This is a genomic window from Vibrio sp. PBL-C16 (genome assembly GCF_034321865.1).
Taxonomy (GTDB): domain Bacteria; phylum Pseudomonadota; class Gammaproteobacteria; order Enterobacterales; family Vibrionaceae; genus Vibrio; species Vibrio alginolyticus.
Window position 1 is genome coordinate 2,768,377 of the sequence record NZ_JAXLNY010000002.1, and the last position, 17,027, is coordinate 2,785,403.

15 protein-coding genes and 1 riboswitch are annotated in these 17,027 nt (G+C 45.9%); of the genes, 7 read left to right on the top strand and 8 right to left on the bottom strand.

Annotated features, from left to right (window positions below):
* Positions 1–61 precede the first annotated feature (61 nt).
* Complete coding sequence (gene ispB / locus UQW94_RS20880; protein WP_005383097.1) at positions 62–1,033, top strand: octaprenyl diphosphate synthase; 972 nt, start codon at positions 62–64, stop codon at positions 1,031–1,033.
* Positions 1,034–1,126: 93 nt separating this feature from the next.
* On the opposite strand, the gene UQW94_RS20885 is transcribed toward ispB, so the two are convergent.
* Positions 1,127–1,318, bottom strand: coding sequence for a hypothetical protein (locus tag UQW94_RS20885; protein ID WP_005379661.1), 192 nt, complete (start codon positions 1,316–1,318; stop codon positions 1,127–1,129).
* 113 nt (positions 1,319–1,431) lie between these two features.
* Positions 1,432–2,367, bottom strand: a complete 936-nt coding sequence (mdh, locus tag UQW94_RS20890; protein WP_005383098.1) for a malate dehydrogenase — start codon at positions 2,365–2,367, stop codon at positions 1,432–1,434.
* Positions 2,368–2,726: 359 nt separating this feature from the next.
* On the opposite strand from mdh, the gene argR reads away from it, so the two are divergent.
* The 4 genes from argR to UQW94_RS20910 all read left to right on the top strand — a co-directional run bounded on the left by argR (position 2,727) and on the right by UQW94_RS20910 (position 7,925).
* Complete coding sequence (gene argR, locus UQW94_RS20895) at positions 2,727–3,197, top strand: transcriptional regulator ArgR (protein WP_005379659.1); 471 nt, start codon at positions 2,727–2,729, stop codon at positions 3,195–3,197.
* A gap of 405 nt (positions 3,198–3,602) precedes the next feature.
* Positions 3,603–4,571, top strand: coding sequence for a TAXI family TRAP transporter solute-binding subunit (locus UQW94_RS20900; RefSeq protein WP_005379657.1), 969 nt, complete (start codon positions 3,603–3,605; stop codon positions 4,569–4,571).
* A gap of 291 nt (positions 4,572–4,862) precedes the next feature.
* Positions 4,863–7,442 carry a TRAP transporter permease gene (locus UQW94_RS20905; protein WP_017820274.1) on the top strand — a complete coding sequence of 860 codons (2,580 nt, stop codon included), beginning with the start codon at positions 4,863–4,865 and terminating at the stop codon, positions 7,440–7,442.
* A 45-nt stretch (positions 7,443–7,487) separates the two neighbouring features.
* Entirely contained in the window at positions 7,488–7,925 is a 438-nt protein-coding gene (locus tag UQW94_RS20910) for a universal stress protein (protein WP_005379654.1), read from the top strand.
* Positions 7,926–7,988: 63 nt separating this feature from the next.
* On the opposite strand, the gene UQW94_RS20915 is transcribed toward UQW94_RS20910, so the two are convergent.
* Complete coding sequence (locus tag UQW94_RS20915) at positions 7,989–9,065, bottom strand: alkene reductase (protein WP_025768366.1); 1,077 nt, start codon at positions 9,063–9,065, stop codon at positions 7,989–7,991.
* 92 nt (positions 9,066–9,157) lie between these two features.
* Between UQW94_RS20915 and UQW94_RS20920 the strand changes: the two genes are divergently transcribed.
* Positions 9,158–10,105 carry a LysR family transcriptional regulator gene (locus tag UQW94_RS20920; protein ID WP_042522435.1) on the top strand — a complete coding sequence of 316 codons (948 nt, stop codon included), beginning with the start codon at positions 9,158–9,160 and terminating at the stop codon, positions 10,103–10,105.
* A gap of 18 nt (positions 10,106–10,123) precedes the next feature.
* On the opposite strand, the gene thiQ is transcribed toward UQW94_RS20920, so the two are convergent.
* The 5 genes from thiQ to mpl form a co-directional block, all read right to left on the bottom strand.
* Positions 10,124–10,828 (bottom strand): thiamine ABC transporter ATP-binding protein, encoded by a 705-nt coding sequence (gene thiQ / locus UQW94_RS20925; protein ID WP_005379648.1) that lies wholly within the window; start codon positions 10,826–10,828, stop codon positions 10,124–10,126.
* Positions 10,828–12,414, bottom strand: a complete 1,587-nt coding sequence (gene thiP, locus UQW94_RS20930; protein WP_322142536.1) for a thiamine/thiamine pyrophosphate ABC transporter permease ThiP — start codon at positions 12,412–12,414, stop codon at positions 10,828–10,830. The genes thiQ and thiP overlap by 1 nt, the downstream gene beginning before the upstream one ends.
* Positions 12,415–12,455: 41 nt before the next feature.
* The gene (gene thiB, locus UQW94_RS20935; RefSeq protein ID WP_322142537.1) at positions 12,456–13,448 is read right to left on the bottom strand and encodes a thiamine ABC transporter substrate binding subunit; all 993 of its coding nucleotides are present in this window, start codon (positions 13,446–13,448) and stop codon (positions 12,456–12,458) included.
* 72 nt (positions 13,449–13,520) lie between these two features.
* A riboswitch (TPP riboswitch) is annotated at positions 13,521–13,657 on the bottom strand.
* Positions 13,658–13,694: 37 nt separating this feature from the next.
* Complete coding sequence (locus UQW94_RS20940) at positions 13,695–14,333, bottom strand: flavin prenyltransferase UbiX (protein WP_033906022.1); 639 nt, start codon at positions 14,331–14,333, stop codon at positions 13,695–13,697.
* Positions 14,334–14,338: 5 nt separating this feature from the next.
* Positions 14,339–15,697 carry a UDP-N-acetylmuramate:L-alanyl-gamma-D-glutamyl-meso-diaminopimelate ligase gene (gene mpl, locus UQW94_RS20945; RefSeq protein WP_161440778.1) on the bottom strand — a complete coding sequence of 453 codons (1,359 nt, stop codon included), beginning with the start codon at positions 15,695–15,697 and terminating at the stop codon, positions 14,339–14,341.
* A gap of 312 nt (positions 15,698–16,009) precedes the next feature.
* On the opposite strand from mpl, the gene fbp reads away from it, so the two are divergent.
* Complete coding sequence (gene fbp / locus UQW94_RS20950; protein WP_005383114.1) at positions 16,010–17,026, top strand: class 1 fructose-bisphosphatase; 1,017 nt, start codon at positions 16,010–16,012, stop codon at positions 17,024–17,026.
* The last annotated feature ends 1 nt before the right edge of the window (position 17,027 follow it).

Sequence of the window (17,027 nt, forward strand, 5' to 3'; positions counted from 1 at the left end):
TTATTCGACAATTATATAAATCGAATAAGCCTTGCAGGGTCTAACTTCAGCCGGATATACGATGGATTTTAAAACTATCCAAGCGCTTACTGCCGATGACATGGCAAAAGTGAATGAAACAATTCAAGCCCAACTTAATTCTGATGTCTCTTTAATCAACCAGCTCGGTTTTTATATCGTGAGTGGTGGAGGCAAACGTCTAAGACCGCTTTTAGCGATACTGTCAGCCCGTGCACTTGGTTACCAAGGCAATGGTCATACAATGGCAGCTGCGTTTATTGAGTTCATCCATACAGCGACTTTGCTGCATGATGACGTGGTAGATGAATCAGACATGCGCCGTGGTAAAGCCACTGCGAATGCAGCATTTGGCAATGCGGCTAGCGTATTAGTTGGGGACTTTATCTATACACGCTCATTTCAGATGATGACGGAACTAGGATCCATGAAGATCCTTAAACTAATGAGCAATGCCGTAAACGTGATCGCCGAAGGTGAAGTACAGCAGTTGATGAACTGTAACGACCCTGACACGACAGAAGAAAGCTACATGCAAGTCATCTACTCTAAGACTGCGCGCTTATTTGAATCCGCAACTCAAATCGGTGCAATCTTAAATGATGCTCCTGAGCATGTGGAAATCGCAATGCAAAATTACGGTAAGTATCTAGGCACTGCGTTTCAGCTCATTGATGACGTCATGGATTACACTTCTGATGGCGAAGACATGGGTAAAAATGTGGGTGATGACTTGGCCGAAGGCAAGCCAACTTTACCTCTACTCCATGCTATGCGTAATACCACACCAGAAAACGCCATCATGATTCGTGAAGCGATTGAGAAAGCGAATGGCATGGATCGCTTAGAAGAAATTCTTGCGGTCATGAAAGAAGCAGGCTCTCTGGAATACACAACGCAAAAAGCTCTAGAAGAAGCAGACAAAGCAATCGCAGAACTATCAGTGTTGCCAGAGTCTGAATACAAACAAGCGCTTGTTACTCTGGCTCATGTCGCAGTACAACGCACGAAGTAATCAATAGCTACCCATAACGCAAGACTTATAGCAAAAAGGAAGAGCATACTCTTCCTTTTTTACGTTTGATACCTAATGACGACGCCCGAGGCGCTAGTAATATCTGTCACTACCGCCATGCAGTTGTGGATCATCTTCTATTTCATCAAAGCTAACGGCGAGTTGCTGTTCAGTCCCTTGTTTGGACAACAATACCGTCTCTGCTTCATGGTCGACCACTAATATCGTACCGACGCCTTGTTGGCACTCAACAACCATGCCTTTACGGATTCGACTCGCTTCCATCATCTTCTCCTTCACTACGTGGTTTTATTCGACCATTTTTACGAAGTTGAGAAATCAAGGATCAAAAAAGCCGATCAAAATGATCGGCTTTCTTCTTATATAGGCTTTCTAGATTACTTTGCGAATTCAACACCAATGTTGATGTCGCCATTTAGTGTTTCTAGCATACCGCCTAATGCAGACTTTTCGTAATCGCTGAGTTTGCCGTAGCTTAGTACTTCTTCAACGCCTTCTTTACCCAGTTTCACAGGTTGCGCAAAGTAAGTCGCGTGTTCGCCGTCGCCTTCAACGTAAGCGCACTCAACTACGCCTTCTTCACCTTGAAGAGCACGAACCAGAGACAGACCAAAGCGACATGCAGCTTGGCCCATTGATAGTGTTGCACTACCACCACCCGCTTTCGCTTCTACAACTTCAGTACCTGCATTTTGAATACGTTTCGTTAATGCTTCTACTTCTTCAGCTGTAAACTCAACACCTTCCACTTGAGACAGTAGAGGTAAGATCGTTACGCCAGAGTGACCACCAATTACTGGCACGCGAACGTCACCTGGATCTTTGTCTTTTAGCTCAGCAACAAACGTTTCTGAACGGATAACATCCAACGTTGTTACACCAAATAGACGACGCTTATCATAAACACCCGCTTTTTTAAGAACTTCAGCAGCAATTGGCACTGTTGTATTTACAGGGTTTGTGATGATACCAACACAAGCTTTCGGACAAACAACCGCAATCTTCTCCGCTAGCGATTTAACGATACCAGCGTTTACATTAAATAGATCCGCACGATCCATACCTGGCTTACGCGCAACACCAGCAGAAATTAGCACAACATCCGCGCCTTCTAGTGCTGGAGTAGGATCTTCACCAGCGTAACCTTTGATAGAAACTGGCGTAGGGATGTGGCTAAGATCAGCGGCCACACCAGGAGTTACTGGAGCAATATCATATAGGGCTAGATCAGAACCAGCAGGAAGACGGTTCTTAAGTAGAAGGGCCAGGGCTTGACCGATGCCACCAGCGGCACCAATAACGGCTACTTTCATGTAGTTCTCCTTGAGAGTATTTCTCTTATAAACGTATTCGTAGGGTAGTTTGTAACCAACTTAAATAAAGCTATCGGAATCACAACTTGATTACAATCAATTAACGCTAGCTTTGCGACCTCGCGCAACTCGCTGTTACCGTGCTACAAATGGGGCTTGGATTATTCTTTTATTCTGTTGAAATGACAAGGAATTCAAGAAAACAGATACAGCCCTACTTCAGCGCGCTAAAGAATTCTATGTGGTATATAGTTTACAGTGACGCATCTAACATAATCCTGGGACTCTTTGGCACCGCCTGAATATATATGCGAGAATATGCAAAATTGCTGACCCGTAATAAGAGATTTGTAATGACTATGCGCAATTCAGAAAAACAAGACAACTTAGTTCGCGCCTTTAAAGCCCTGTTAAAAGAAGAAAGCTTTGGCTCACAGGGCGAGATTGTTGACGCACTCAAACAGCAAGGGTTTGAGAGTATCAACCAATCTAAAGTCTCACGTATGCTGACTAAATTTGGCGCCGTCCGTACGCGCAATGCAAAAATGGAAATGGTTTACTGTCTTCCTGCTGAGCTAGGTGTCCCAACAGTCAGCAGCTCTCTGCGTGAACTGGTACTAGACATCGATCGTAATGCAGCGTTAGTGGTAATTCACACCGGCCCAGGTGCAGCACAGTTGATTGCTCGCTTGCTTGATTCACTCGGTAAATCCGAAGGTATTCTTGGCGTTGTCGCGGGTGACGATACCATTTTCATTACGCCAACCATGGCAATTACGACTGAGCAACTCTTCAAATCAGTGTGCGAGCTGTTCGAATATACTGGTTAAGTTCTATAAAGCTTCAATCAGCTAACTCATTGTGGGTTATAAAAGAAGTCTCATTTTGTAGCCCATAATTTATGTAAATTTTTTGCTTACTCCGCTCGTTCTTTAACCACCCATTTTGTGATTAACATCACGCAATTGATCTTTTTCATTTCAGTCACTAAACGTTAATTAAGTAATTGTTATAAAAAGAATTAAATCACAAATTGAATCCTATCCCCTGATACAAAATTCAGACTTATCAACTATAACATTTAACAATTGGATAATTTTCTGCCAATTTTTTGTTATGATTCGCTCGCTTTTTCAAACGATTGGATTGAAAAAGGTGCCGTTTCCAAATAGGAAACTCCAGAAGTGATTTATGGTTATTTCCGGGTAAATAATGAATATAAGGAAGGGAAATTCATGGCATTTAACAAACTTCTCAAAGTAGGCGCTATCGCTGCAGCCGTAATGGGCGCAGGCGCAGTTAACGCTCAAGAGTTTATTACCATCGGTACTGGCTCTGTGACAGGTGTTTACTACCCAACTGGTGGTGCTATCTGTAAGTTGGTAAATAAAGGTCGTAAAGACCACAACATCCGTTGTTCAGTAGAATCGACTGGTGGCTCAATTTACAACGTTAACACTATCCGTGCAGGCGAATTAGATTTTGGTATCGTGCAATCGGATTGGCAGTACCACGGCTACAACGGTACGAGCAAGTTTGAAGAACAAGGCCCGTACAAGAAGCTACGCGCAATGTTCTCTCTTCATACAGAACCTTTCAACATCATTGCGCGTGCAGATTCAGGTATTGAAAACGTTGAAGACCTGAAAGGTAAGCGAGTAAACATCGGTAACCCAGGCTCTGGTGACCGTGCAACGATGGGCGTTGTCATGGAAGCGATGGGTTGGACAAACGACAGCTTCAAATTGGCGTCTGAGCTAAAAGGCTCTGAACGCTCTCAGGCACTTTGTGATAACAAAATTGACGCCTTCATTTACATGGTCGGCCACCCGAACGGTTCAATCAAAGAAGCAACCACATCATGTGATGCGAAGCTAGTTTCAGCAACAGGCCCTAAAATCGATAAAATTGTTGCCGACAACCCATACTACGCCTTTAGCTCAGTACCGGCTGGTATGTACCGCGGTACAGACAAAGACGTAAACAGCTTTGGTGTTGCAGCAACAATGGTAACGACCTCTGATGTTTCAGACGATGTCGCTTACAACGTGGCAAAAGCTGTGTTTGAAAACTTTGATACCTTCAAACGTCTACACCCTGCATTCGCAAACTTGAAGAAAGAAGACATGGTGAAAGCTGGTCTTTCTATTCCTCTTCACCCAGGTGCAGAAAAATACTACAAAGAAATGGGTCTAATTAAGTAATTACCTCAGACTCTACATACAGGCAGGAAAGAATATTTTCTGCCTGTTTGAGCATACAGGTTGTAGCACGTTCTAACTGCATGCTTCATTCGCCAGTTTTCTTCTGAAAACTGCGAGCTCATACCCAAGAAAACTTAAACGCCGCCTAACAGAGTATCCAACAATCAACACTTTGAGTTCAGGCAGCAAAATACTCGAAAGCAAACTTCGCTCCATTCACTACACTGATAGAGGCGAAGTGTGGTTCTCGATAAAAATCAGACAGGACCATCAATAATAAGGAAAAAGTACATGGCGACGAATCAAGCTCCGTCACAAGATGTGCAAGAAATGGTGGCTCAGGCAGACACAGGTGCACGTAGCCCTTCGGGAATGCAAGGACGAATCCTTTGGTTTGTTCCTCTGTGTTGGTCACTATTTCAATTATGGTACGCATCCCCGTTACCATTTATTTTCAATTTTGGCGTACTGAACGACACGGAAGCGCGATCTATCCACCTTACTTTCGCGATCTTTTTGGCTTTCACTGCTTATCCAGCGATGAAGAATTCTCCTCGCGATCATATCCCTCTTGTTGATTGGATACTCGCGTTGGCAGGCAGCTTTTCAGCAGCCTATATATACCTTTTTTATACTGAGCTAGCAGGACGCTCAGGCGCACCGACAACAGTTGATATCGTTGTTGCTGTTATCGGTATGCTCCTCCTTTTAGAAGCAACACGCCGAGCACTTGGTCCACCATTAATGGTCGTGGCTGCTGTTTTCCTTACTTACACCTTTGCAGGCCCTTACATGCCTGACGTTATCGCGCACAAAGGGGCAAGCTTGAACAAGGCCATGTCTCACTTGTGGCTAACAACTGAAGGCGTATTTGGAGTTGCGCTAGGTGTTTCTACCTCTTTTGTCTTCTTGTTTGTATTGTTTGGAGCAATGCTGGAACGCGCTGGTGCTGGTGCTTACTTCATTAAAGTTGCCTTCTCGTTGCTTGGCCATATGAAAGGTGGCCCTGCTAAAGCGGCCGTTGTTGCATCAGGTTTATCTGGTCTGGTTTCTGGTTCTTCAATCGCAAACGTAGTAACAACTGGCACCTTTACCATTCCACTGATGAAGCGTGTTGGCTTTCCCGGCACAAAAGCGGGTGCGGTAGAGGTAGCGGCTTCAACCAATGGTCAGTTAACACCGCCAATCATGGGTGCAGCAGCATTTTTGATGGTGGAATACGTCGGTATCTCCTACGTTGAGGTGATTAAAGCTGCCCTACTTCCAGCGCTAATCTCTTATATTGCTTTAATTTACATTGTTCACCTTGAAGCATGTAAAGCAGGCATGACAGGCCTTCCTCGTCGCCACAATCCAACACTAGTACAAAGTCTGCTGTCCTTTACTGGCACAATCTTAGGATTGTGTGTGATCAGCGCATTGGTTTACTACGGAGTGGGTTGGACAAAGGACGTCTTTGGTGATGCCGCGACACCAATTGTTACCGTCGCACTATTAATCGCGTACGTTGGGTTGGTGAAAGTCTCAGCAAATCACGTGCAAGATGGCGCAATTGAGATTGATGCAGAATTAACAGAAGTACCTGATCCTGGCCCAACCGTTAAGTCAGGCTTGCACTACCTACTCCCTATCGTCGTATTGGTTTGGTGTTTGACTGTCGAACGTTTCTCACCTGGCCTTTCGGCATTCTGGGCAACGGTATTCATGATTTTCATTTTGCTGACTCAACGTCCGTTGATTGCACTGCTGTCAAAGCAAGGAGACATGCTTCAGCAAACCAAAGATGGCTTTGTCGATCTTGCCGAGAGCTTAGTTTCTGGTGCGCGCAATATGATTGGTATCGGCGTTGCAACCGCGGCAGCGGGCACCGTTGTTGGTGTTGTTACACTAACGGGTATCGGCCTAGTGATGACCGACTTCGTCGAGTTTATCTCTGGTGGCAGCATCATTCTTATGCTGCTGTTTACCGCCATCATTAGCTTGGTTCTGGGGATGGGTCTGCCAACAACGGCGAACTACATCGTGGTCTCTACGCTAATGGCGCCGGTTATTGTTACGCTCGGCGCAGCGCATGGCTTAATTATTCCGTTGATAGCGGTGCACTTGTTCGTTTTCTACTTTGGTATTTTGGCCGACGATACCCCACCTGTAGGCCTTGCGGCTTTTGCAGCAGCAGCAATTGCGAAATCAGATCCAATTCGTACTGGTATCCAAGGTTTTACTTACGATATTCGAACCGCTATTTTGCCGTTCATGTTTGTGTTCAATACCCAGCTATTGTTAATGGGGATCGACTCTTGGTGGCATTTGGCACTCACAGTCATCTCATCGATCATTGCAATGCTGATATTCTCTGCGGCAACTCAAGGGTGGTGGTTCACGCGTAACAAGTGGTGGGAAACAGTCCTATTATTAGTACTGACATTTTCGTTTTTCCGTCCAGGTTTTTGGTGGGACATGCTGTACCCAGCGAAAGTTCTTTCTCCTGGCGTTGAGGTAGCTCAAATCACGGAAACACTAAATGTAGGAGAATCATTGGAGTTACGTGTTGCCGGTGAAAACCTTGAGGGCGACTACATTGAGAAAACGGTTCGTCTTCCATTCGAAGACAGTGCGACAACAGCAGACGCACGTATTTCATCTATGGGTCTGATGCTGACCGAAAGTGACAACAAAATGATTGTCGATATGGTTGAATTTGGTAGTCCAGCAGAGTCCGCAGGTATCGACTTTGATTGGGAAATCAAGTGGGTTATCCAGGATGCAGACCGTCCGATGAAAGAGTGGGTGTTTGTACCATGCTTAATGATTTTGCTGGTGCTTGCAATGAACCAAAAACGTCGTGCTCGTAAGGAACAATTGAGCGCATAACCGATTTGGCCCCGAGGATAAAGGGGCCTTAATGAGAGACATTGAATGTACAAACAAATTCTTGTTCCGGTTGATCTAAATGACCAAGGCTTTTCAGACCGAGCGGTTGAACTAGCGGTTTGGCAGGCAAAGCAAGCAAATGCTCAAATCCATCTTCTGACTGTACTACCTGGTATTCACATGTCGATGGTTGCCACATACTTTCCGAAAGATGCTGCGGCCAAAATGAAGCAAGACGTGAAGCAGCAACTAAAAACTTTCGCTAATGAGCATATTGCTGAAGATGTGGTTTACCAAGTGCATGTTGCTGAAGGCAAGGCCTACGCGACCATTCTTGATTATGCAGAACGTTTAGGCGCTGATCTCATCATTATGCCAAGCCACAAGCGCTCTAAAATCAATAAAGTAATGCTTGGCTCTGTCGCGAGTAAGGTTGTGGAATATTCTCCAATCAATGTGATGGTCGTAAAACCGCAAGGCTAAGTAAATACAGAAACGAAAAAGGACGCTAACATTAGCGTCCTTTTTATATGAAACAAGTAAGGGTTATGCCATCACTGGGTAATCGGTATAACCTTCTGCTCCCCCCAAATAAAAGTGTTCTGGTTTCGCCTCATTGAGAGGTGCATTTTTCTTAAATCGCTCAACTAAATCTGGGTTTGCGATAAAGGGAACGCCAAATGCGACCACATCAACTTTGTTTTCTGCAATTGCTGTTGCCGCTTCTTGTGCACTGTAGCCCACGTTCGCCATTAAGTGACCTTGATAGTTTTCGCGTGCTGGCTTGAGAACATCTGCTTTTTGTACGCCTTTCAGATCCGCACGCATCACGTGCCAATAAGCAAGATCGAAAGAATTAAGTTGCTCTGCTAAGTAACGCACCAAACCAACTGGATCACTGTCTTTCATGTCATTAAATCCATTTAGCGGAGATGTACGCAGACCGACTCTTCCGGGTCCCCACACCTCAACGACTTCTTTCACTATCTCAAGTAAAAATCGAGCACGATTTTCAACCGAGCCACCGTATTCATCGGTACGTAAATTTGAGCCGTCACGAAGGAAGTTATCAATAAGATAACCATTGGCGCCATGTATCTCGACCCCATCAAAGCCGGCTTTCTTGGCGTTTTCTGCACCTTGTTTAAACGCCGCAACAATGGAAGCTATCTCATCCACTTCGAGTGCTCGTGGTACCGTATATGCTTGCTTACCCGAAGGGGTATGGACTAATTCATCACGAATGGCCAATGCGCTCGCCGCTACAGGTGTTTTTCCTTCATTCAGATCAGGATGACAAGCTCGTCCCGCATGCCAAATTTGCAGTACAATCTTACCGCCTCTCTCATGAACCGCATCCGTTACCTTTTTCCAAGCTGCGATTTGCTCTTCGTTGTAAATGCCCGGTTCTGCCATAAAAGCAGACGTACCTTCCATCACCATGGTGCATTCAGCAATGATAAGTCCGGCACTCGCACGTTGAGCGTAGTATTCAACCATAAGGTCATTAGGAATATGGTCTGCGCCAGCACGAGCTCTCGTTAAAGGCGCCATAATAGCACGGTTATCTAATGCTAATTGACCGAGTTCGATAGGAGAAAATAAGTCTACAGAGTTGGACATGTTGTTTACCTCAAATGACAATAACTTGATGGCTAAGGATGAGGTGCCAGACTATAATCAGATTAATATTGAAACAATATGGATAATTGAAAGTGATTGTTCGCAATTTAGAAACAATTGACTTTAGAACGCTTTCTATCTTTGTCACAAGCTGTCGACTACTGAGCTTAACCAAGTGCGCGCTGGAGTTAAACCTACCGAAATCTACTGTTAGTAAAGCCATAACCAAACTCGAACAACACTTTGAAGCCAAACTCCTAGAGCGCACAACCCGAAAGTTAGTGATCACCGAAGCTGGCCAAATGGTTTTAGAGCGTGCTGCAAGCTTAGTTGAGGAATTCCACTCAATTGGCCATGACGTACTGGAGATGGAACAACAGATCCAAGGCCGGCTGCGTATTTCCGCGCCACCAGCGTTGGATGCGTATATGGCGGAACACATCTTTTTGCCATTTTTAAAACAATGGCCAAAAGTACAAATTGCGTTAGAAGCATCGAACGATTTTGTTGATCTGTTTTCACACGGCTTTGATATGGCAATTCGAGTCGGTCAGATAGTTGATGATCGATTGATCGCAAAAAAATTAGGCTATACGACTCGAGTCCTGGCTGCTAGCCCTGAGTATTTAGCTGAGTTCGGCGTACCTGAAACGCCAGAAGACCTGACAAAACACAACTGTTTGAGGTATCAATATGTTTCAGAAATAGGGCCTTGGACGCTGATCTCACACGATAATACCGTCAATGTTTCAATAACCAGTAACTTCTCAAGTACAACTGTAGAAGCAATATTAAAAGGCGCACTTAAAGGACTAGGCATCGCTAACTTACCTGTGCAAAACATGACGCAAGAGCTAGAAAGTGGCACCTTAGTCAGAGTGTTGCCGCAATGGCACACGGTACCAATGCCTATTTATCTAGTCTATCGTCCTGGAGCAAACCGCCCACGGCGCGTACAAGCAATGATTGACCATATCATGAGCTTAAGATCTCAATTTGAATTTGGCCCTAGGCATGGTTTGTGTTGCGGAGAAGCATGACCTAGCAACTATCAGGCACTAGCATGCGGCTCGGATAAATGCCGCAAGCTTCTCACTAGCATGCTGTTCACTCAATGCAGACATATCACCCGCGGCTTCCACTTTACCATCCGCCACAAACACAAAGTGGCTGGCAATCGCTTTGGCATCGCTTAAATGGTGCGTGACCATCAATACGGTTATTCCCCGCTCTGCTGCCAGTTTTTTTACCAAGCTCAGCATCTCTTCACGCAACACCGGATCAAGCGCCGAGAACGGCTCATCCAACAGCCACATGGGATGAGGCTGAACAAAACAACGCGCTAAGGCAACACGTTGACGCTGGCCACCAGAAAGATGCTCTGGCAAACGGTCGAGGTACTCTGCAACACCAACTTGCTGCGCGGCTTGTTCAATCTGACGATTTTGGTCCACCGTAAGCTTTAGCCCTGGGTGTAAGCCCAAACCGATGTTGTCACGCACCGATAAGTGAGCAAACAAATTGTGCTCTTGGAACAACATAGAGAACGGACGCAGATAAGGCTCTTTACGCACAATGGACTCACCATCAACACAAATATCACCACGGTCAGGATGGATGAATCCTGCCACCAACGCCAACAAGGTTGACTTCCCTGCCCCACTTGGTCCCATCAGCGACACAATCTGTCCTTGCTCAATCGTTAAGTCAAAACGAAACAGTTCACGTTGGTAGGTGTACTGCACATCATCCAACACTAACATTACGCTCTCTCCTTCGTTTTCAATACTTTCTCAATCAAGGCAAAACAGCCCACACTCAACAACAATAGGGTCACCGATACCACCGCAGCTGCGTCCATCTGATAACTGCCAAGCAACTGGAACAAATACAGAGGTAAGGTACGAAACTCTTGTCCACCAAACAGTGCTATGGCACTTAAATCCCCTATTGCAAACATAAAGCTGATCGCAAACGCATGTGCAAACGGCTTGCGTAGCGCCTGCCACTCCACCACTTTAAACCGTTGCCAGCCACGCATGCCTAAGCTGGCACATACATACTGATACTGTTGTTCAATGTGCAGCATTGGCTGCGCTAGCGTTTTGATCACGTAAGGCAAAGCCATCAAACCGTTCACCAAAATCACGACAAAAAATGCCAAGCTAAAAACATCGGTAAATGCGCGCAGTAGTAAGAATAAACCGGTGCTAATCACCAGACCTGGAGTCACCAAAATAACGGTGCCGATTAACTCAATCTGATCGGCTCGCGTGTTTTTGTACTGCAACCGCCAACGGCGACTGGTCAATAGTATGGACACCCCTGCAGCGACCGCAAGCGCGCTAGCGACACAGGCGACTTTGAGGGAGTTCAATAGCGCAGACCAAAAACGCTCATCGGTTAATACTGTCCAAACTTGTTGGTTGATGCCACTCAGTAACACCATCAATAACGGCGGTATTACCAGTAAAAAGGCACCTATGATCCAAAAGCTATCCCAAGCTTTTGACCACCCATGATCCTTCGTTAAATATTGCTGTACCGATGTGCTTCCAGCACTGATAGAAACAGGCCTTGTTAACTTCTGCACTCCAATAGCAAGCAGTCCACATAACAGCATCTGCCACAGCGCCAATAACGCCCCAGCTTGTAAATCAAAATCAAACTTAATCGCTTGGTAAATGGCCAATTCAATGGTGGTGGATTTTGGCCCGCCCCCCAACGCCATTACAGTGGCAAAACTGGTAAAGCACAACATAAACACCAACCCACAAACGTGGGGAAGCTGCTGCCTTAAACGCGGCCATTCTACCCAGCGAAACTTATCCCAATGGCTCATCCCAAGATGCGCGCAAAGCTTATGCTGCTCGGCAGGAATAGACTCCAAGGCTTGCAGAAGCAATCGTGCCGCGTAAGGTAAATTAAAGAACACATGGGCGAGTAAAATGCCGTTCAAACCGTAAATAGAGAATGGCAGTTTAGTGTCGAAACTTTGCAACCACTGCGCCAACAAACCACTGTTGCCATAAATCGCTAACAGCCCAAAAACACCAACCAAAACCGGCAAAACCAGTGTCGATGCAAACAGCTTAAGCAGTAATGATTTACCAATAAATTGGCGACGCGAAAGTGCGTGCGCTACTGGAATGGCAAAGCCAACACTGAGCAATGTGGAAAGAAACGCTTGGTAGAAACTGAACTTGGTGACATGTTGATAGTACGGGTCGCCCCATACCAAAGACACATCAAGTGAAGGGGCTTGAACAATCAAAGCACCTAGGGCAGAAATAACAAAGGTCGCGATGATCATCGCGACCCCTAAACCTATTTTTGGAACAGAATTCAAAGGTAAAACCTATCTCATTCAGATGAGGATGGAAACGTCAGCTAAAACGTCAATGCGCTTTGCCATTCGCGAATCCAAGACTTACGCATTTTTGCCACTTCATCAGCACTAAAGCTCAACGACTTGCTTGGAACACTCAAAGTTTCAAAACCTTTAGGTAACTCAACGTCAGTGACTGGGTACATCCAGTTACCCGTTGGCATCGCCGATTGGAACTCATCACTTAAAATGAAACTCATAAATTGATCAGCAAGTTCTGAATTTTTTGCCCCTTTCACTTTGGCGGCTACTTCAACTTGCATGTAGTGGCCTTCAGCAAAATTCGCCGTCGCAAACTTCGAGTCGTTTTCCGCAATTAAGTGGTACGCAGGTGAGGTGGTGTAAGAAAGCACTAAATCGGACTCACCATTGAGGAACATAGAATACGCCTCAGACCAACCTTTCGTGACCGTTACGGTTTTGCTCGCTAGCTTCTGCCACGCTTGCGTCACCTCGTCGCCATAAATAGATTTCATCCATAGCATTAAGCCTTGGCCCGGCGTTGAAGTCCGCGGATCTTGGTAAATCACTTTCAGATCGTCGCGCGTTTCCACCAGCTCTTTCATGCTTTTCGGCGGATTAGCCAGTTTCTCTTTGTTGTACACAAACGCGAAGTAGCCGTAATCGTACGGTACAAACGTCGTGTCACTCCAACCGTTTGGTAACACTGTGTTAGCCGTATCCACATTGTGCTCGGCAAGCAGACCGGTTTTCTTCGCTTCTGCCATCAGATTGTTATCCAAACCTAATACGATGTCCGCTTTGCTATTACCGCCTTCAAGACGAAGACGATTCAGAATCGACACACCATCGTCCAACGCTACGAAGTTAACGTCACAGCCACATTTTGCTTCAAAAGCTTGCTCGATTTTAGGACCCGGGCCCCAATCTGCGGCAAAAGAGTCGTAGGTATAGATGGTTAATGTGTTTTCAGCGGCAAACGCTGAAGTAGAGGTTATTGCAGCTAGGGCAATCAGATTTAGAGTGGGTTTCACTGCTCGCTCTCCATGAGTATTTCAGAGAAATAAGTTGAGCGGCACAGGGTTTGAGGCGGCTATTAAGGACTTCCAATATCCAGACTCAATTCCTACGCCAGCATTATCTGGTTCAGGTAATACGGGTCCCTAGTTAAACACTTAGGTCTCAGCGCCCCAATGCATTGATTGACTCAATGCTAAATGGGTTTGCTCCCCGATGAGTTGGATGGATTGTAAAGGTATTTGAGTGGTTACACAATCAGCTCACGAACGCTGGTCATAACCCCAACGAGGCACCAAACCTTGCTCAATACCTAAGTGGTCAAGAATTCTTGCCACCATAAAATCCACTAAGTCTTCAATACTCTTTGGCTGATGGTAGAAGCCCGGAGCTGCTGGCATGATGGTGACGCCCATTTGCGATAGCTTGTGCATGTTCTCCAGATGTAGCGTTGAAAATGGCGTTTCGCGAACCACGAGCAACAGCTGCCCGCGCTCTTTCATTACTACATCAGCGGCCCGTTCGATCAAGTTGTCCGACATACCGTGTGCTATGGCCGCAACACTTCCCGCAGAACATGGGCAAACCACCATTTGCTTTGGTGCAGCAGAACCAGACGCAACCGGTGAGAACCAGTCATCTTTACCGCAAACGGTGATATTATCGGGATTGCAGTTCAGGTGCTCTACCAATGCTTGCTGCGCCGCTTCTGGGCCACTTGGCAGCTTAAGGTTATGCTCGGTTGCCATCACAACACGAGCCGCCGAAGAAATCAGAACGTAGACATGATAATCCGCCGCAACCAAGCATTCTAAAAGACGAAGGCCGTAGGGAGCACCAGAAGCCCCCGTTAATGCCAACGTGATGGCTTTTTTATGAGAGGGTTGTGTTTTGTTTTGCATATCAATCAGGCTTTTTGTTTTAACTGCTCAAGAAGTTTTCCGTGAATACCACCGAAGCCACCATTACTCATGACTAGAATTTGGTCACCTGCTCGCGCACGTTCGACGATCTTGGCTACAAAGTTATCTATATCCGCATCGACAAACGCTGGCTGTTTGCATTGATCGGCAATGTCTTGCACAGACCACTCGATATTATCTGGCTGGAACAAGAAGACTTCATCTGCACTGTGTAGTGACTCTGCAAGTGTGTTTTTGTGTACACCACGCTTCATGGTGGCAGAACGCGGCTCTAACACAGCAAGGATGCGTTTTTCACCTACCTTGTTACGCAAACCACCGACAGTAAGTTCAATTGCCGTTGGGTGATGCGCAAAATCATCGTAAACCGTCACACCTTGTTCTTCACCTTTCAGCTCTAAACGGCGCTTGGTATTGATGAAACGCCCTAATGCCTGGCAAGCAAGATCCGGAGTGACTCCAACATGTCGTGCAGCAGCGATTGCCATCAGCGCATTATCCACATTGTGGTCACCCACCAAATTCCATTCGACGGTACCAACCTTCTCGCCTTGCAACGCAACGTCAAATTTTGAGCCATCAAGCACTAATTTGTGCGCTTGCCAGTCACCATTCTCACCAGAGAACTGTTTTTCAGTCCAGCAGCCACGCTCTAATACATCCGCTAACGCCTGATCTTTTCTCGGCGCTAAGATCAATCCATTGCCCGGTACAGTTCGCACTAAATGATGGAATTGGCGCTTGATCGCTTCTAGATCATCGAAGATATCAGCATGATCGAACTCAAGGTTATTCATGATTAAAGTGCGAGGATGGTAATGCACAAACTTAGAACGCTTATCGAAAAAAGCACTGTCATATTCGTCCGCTTCAACGACAAAAAACATGCTTTCACCCAAACGAGCAGACACTCCGAAGTTACCGAGTACCCCACCGACTAAGAAACCCGGTTGATAACCACAATCTTCAAGTATCCAAGCAAGCATGCTCGACGTGGTCGTTTTCCCATGTGTACCCGATACCGCCAATACCCAACGATCATGCAGCAAAAACTCGTTGAGCCACTGCGGGCCAGAGGTGTAACGCATGTTAGTGTTGAGCACATGCTCGACACAAGGGTTGCCACGGCTCATCGCATTACCAATCACCACAAGATCTGGTTGGGGGTCGAGTTGAGACGGGTCAAAGCCTTCAATAATTTCAATACCTTGAGACTCAAGCAGTGTGCTCATTGGCGGATAAACGTTGGCATCAGAACCAGTGACTTTATGTCCTAATTGGCGCGCTAGAATCGCTGCGCCGCCCATAAATGTGCCACAGATACCCAAGATATGAATGTGCATAAACTAAACCTTGTAATGCGTTTTTTAATGCTTTCATTATCGCGATTACCGCCTGAAAAGCGAGTGACTTTAGCCTTCTTCTTGCAGTCCCTTTCACAAATATGACAAGGTTGAACACAGACTGTACAACCTCTTGCTTACTGATGAATCCCTCAAACAAGTCTACAAATAAATTGAGATCTCAAACAGTTACTTCATTACCATTAAAAAGATCTGCGACTTAAACTTACATCCAGCGCAATCGTTTAACATCCATAAAGAGATGCTCACTTGCGCACTACCCCCAATGAAATGAAAATGTAAGGATTAACCATGTCAGGACTGCGCACCCTAGGCGAGTTCATTGTCGAAAAACAAGCGGATTTCCCCCACGCTAGCGGTGATCTATCATCCCTTTTAGCCTCCATTCGTTTAGCTGCAAAAATCGTTAACCGCGAAATCAACGCAGCGGGTCTCGGTGATATCACTGGTGCTGTAGGCACGGAAAATGTCCAAGGTGAAGATCAGCAAAAGCTCGATGTTTACGCGAACGATAAGTTCAAAGCCGCGCTTGAAGCTCGTGATCAAGTGTGTGGCGTTGCCAGTGAAGAAGAAGACGAAGCAGTTGCGTTCAATAAAGAACTCAACCAAAACGCCAAATATGTAGTACTGATGGACCCACTTGATGGTTCTTCTAACATCGATGTGAACGTCTCTGTTGGTACTATCTTCTCGATTTACCGTCGTGTTTCTCCAATCGGTACTCCACCAACTGAAGAAGACTTCCTACAACCTGGTCACAAACAAGTGGCTGCGGGCTACGTAATTTACGGCTCCTCCACCATGTTGGTATACACAACTGGTAACGGCGTAAACGGCTTTACTTACGACCCATCTATCGGCAGCTTCTGTCTTTCTCATGAAAACATGATGATTCCTGATGATGGTAAGATCTACTCCATCAACGAAGGTAATTACATTCGTTTCCCTCAAGGGGTGAAGAAGTACATCAAGTACTGCCAAGAAAACGTGCCAGAAGACGGTCGCCCATACACTTCTCGCTACATTGGCTCGCTGGTTGCAGATTTCCACCGCAACCTACTGAAAGGCGGTATCTACCTTTACCCAAGCACACAAAGCCACCCACAAGGCAAGCTACGCCTGCTTTACGAATGTAACCCTATGGCATTCCTCATTGAGCAAGCTGGCGGCATTGCATCGGACGGCGTGAATCGCATTATGGACATCAAGCCTACTGAGTTGCACCAGCGTGTACCTTTCTTTGTGGGTTCGAAGAACATGGTTCGCAAAGTGGAAGAGTTCCTTGAACTGCACCGCGACGAAGAATAAT

What these genes read in the sequence shown, in the direction of transcription:
- mpl (WP_161440778.1), bottom strand. Translation starts at nt 15,697, where the DNA reads ATGCACATTCATATCTTGGGTATCTGTGGCACATTTATGGGCGGCGCA.
- fbp (WP_005383114.1), top strand. Translation starts at nt 16,010, where the DNA reads ATGTCAGGACTGCGCACCCTAGGCGAGTTCATTGTCGAAAAACAAGCG.
- UQW94_RS20910 (WP_005379654.1), top strand. Translation starts at nt 7,488, where the DNA reads ATGTACAAACAAATTCTTGTTCCGGTTGATCTAAATGACCAAGGCTTT.
- UQW94_RS20905 (WP_017820274.1), top strand. Translation starts at nt 4,863, where the DNA reads ATGGCGACGAATCAAGCTCCGTCACAAGATGTGCAAGAAATGGTGGCT.
- UQW94_RS20915 (WP_025768366.1), bottom strand. Translation starts at nt 9,065, where the DNA reads ATGTCCAACTCTGTAGACTTATTTTCTCCTATCGAACTCGGTCAATTA.
- mdh (WP_005383098.1), bottom strand. Translation starts at nt 2,367, where the DNA reads ATGAAAGTAGCCGTTATTGGTGCCGCTGGTGGCATCGGTCAAGCCCTG.
- thiQ (WP_005379648.1), bottom strand. Translation starts at nt 10,828, where the DNA reads ATGTTAGTGTTGGATGATGTGCAGTACACCTACCAACGTGAACTGTTT.
- ispB (WP_005383097.1), top strand. Translation starts at nt 62, where the DNA reads ATGGATTTTAAAACTATCCAAGCGCTTACTGCCGATGACATGGCAAAA.
- UQW94_RS20885 (WP_005379661.1), bottom strand. Translation starts at nt 1,318, where the DNA reads ATGGAAGCGAGTCGAATCCGTAAAGGCATGGTTGTTGAGTGCCAACAA.
- UQW94_RS20900 (WP_005379657.1), top strand. Translation starts at nt 3,603, where the DNA reads ATGGCATTTAACAAACTTCTCAAAGTAGGCGCTATCGCTGCAGCCGTA.
- UQW94_RS20940 (WP_033906022.1), bottom strand. Translation starts at nt 14,333, where the DNA reads ATGCAAAACAAAACACAACCCTCTCATAAAAAAGCCATCACGTTGGCA.
- argR (WP_005379659.1), top strand. Translation starts at nt 2,727, where the DNA reads ATGCGCAATTCAGAAAAACAAGACAACTTAGTTCGCGCCTTTAAAGCC.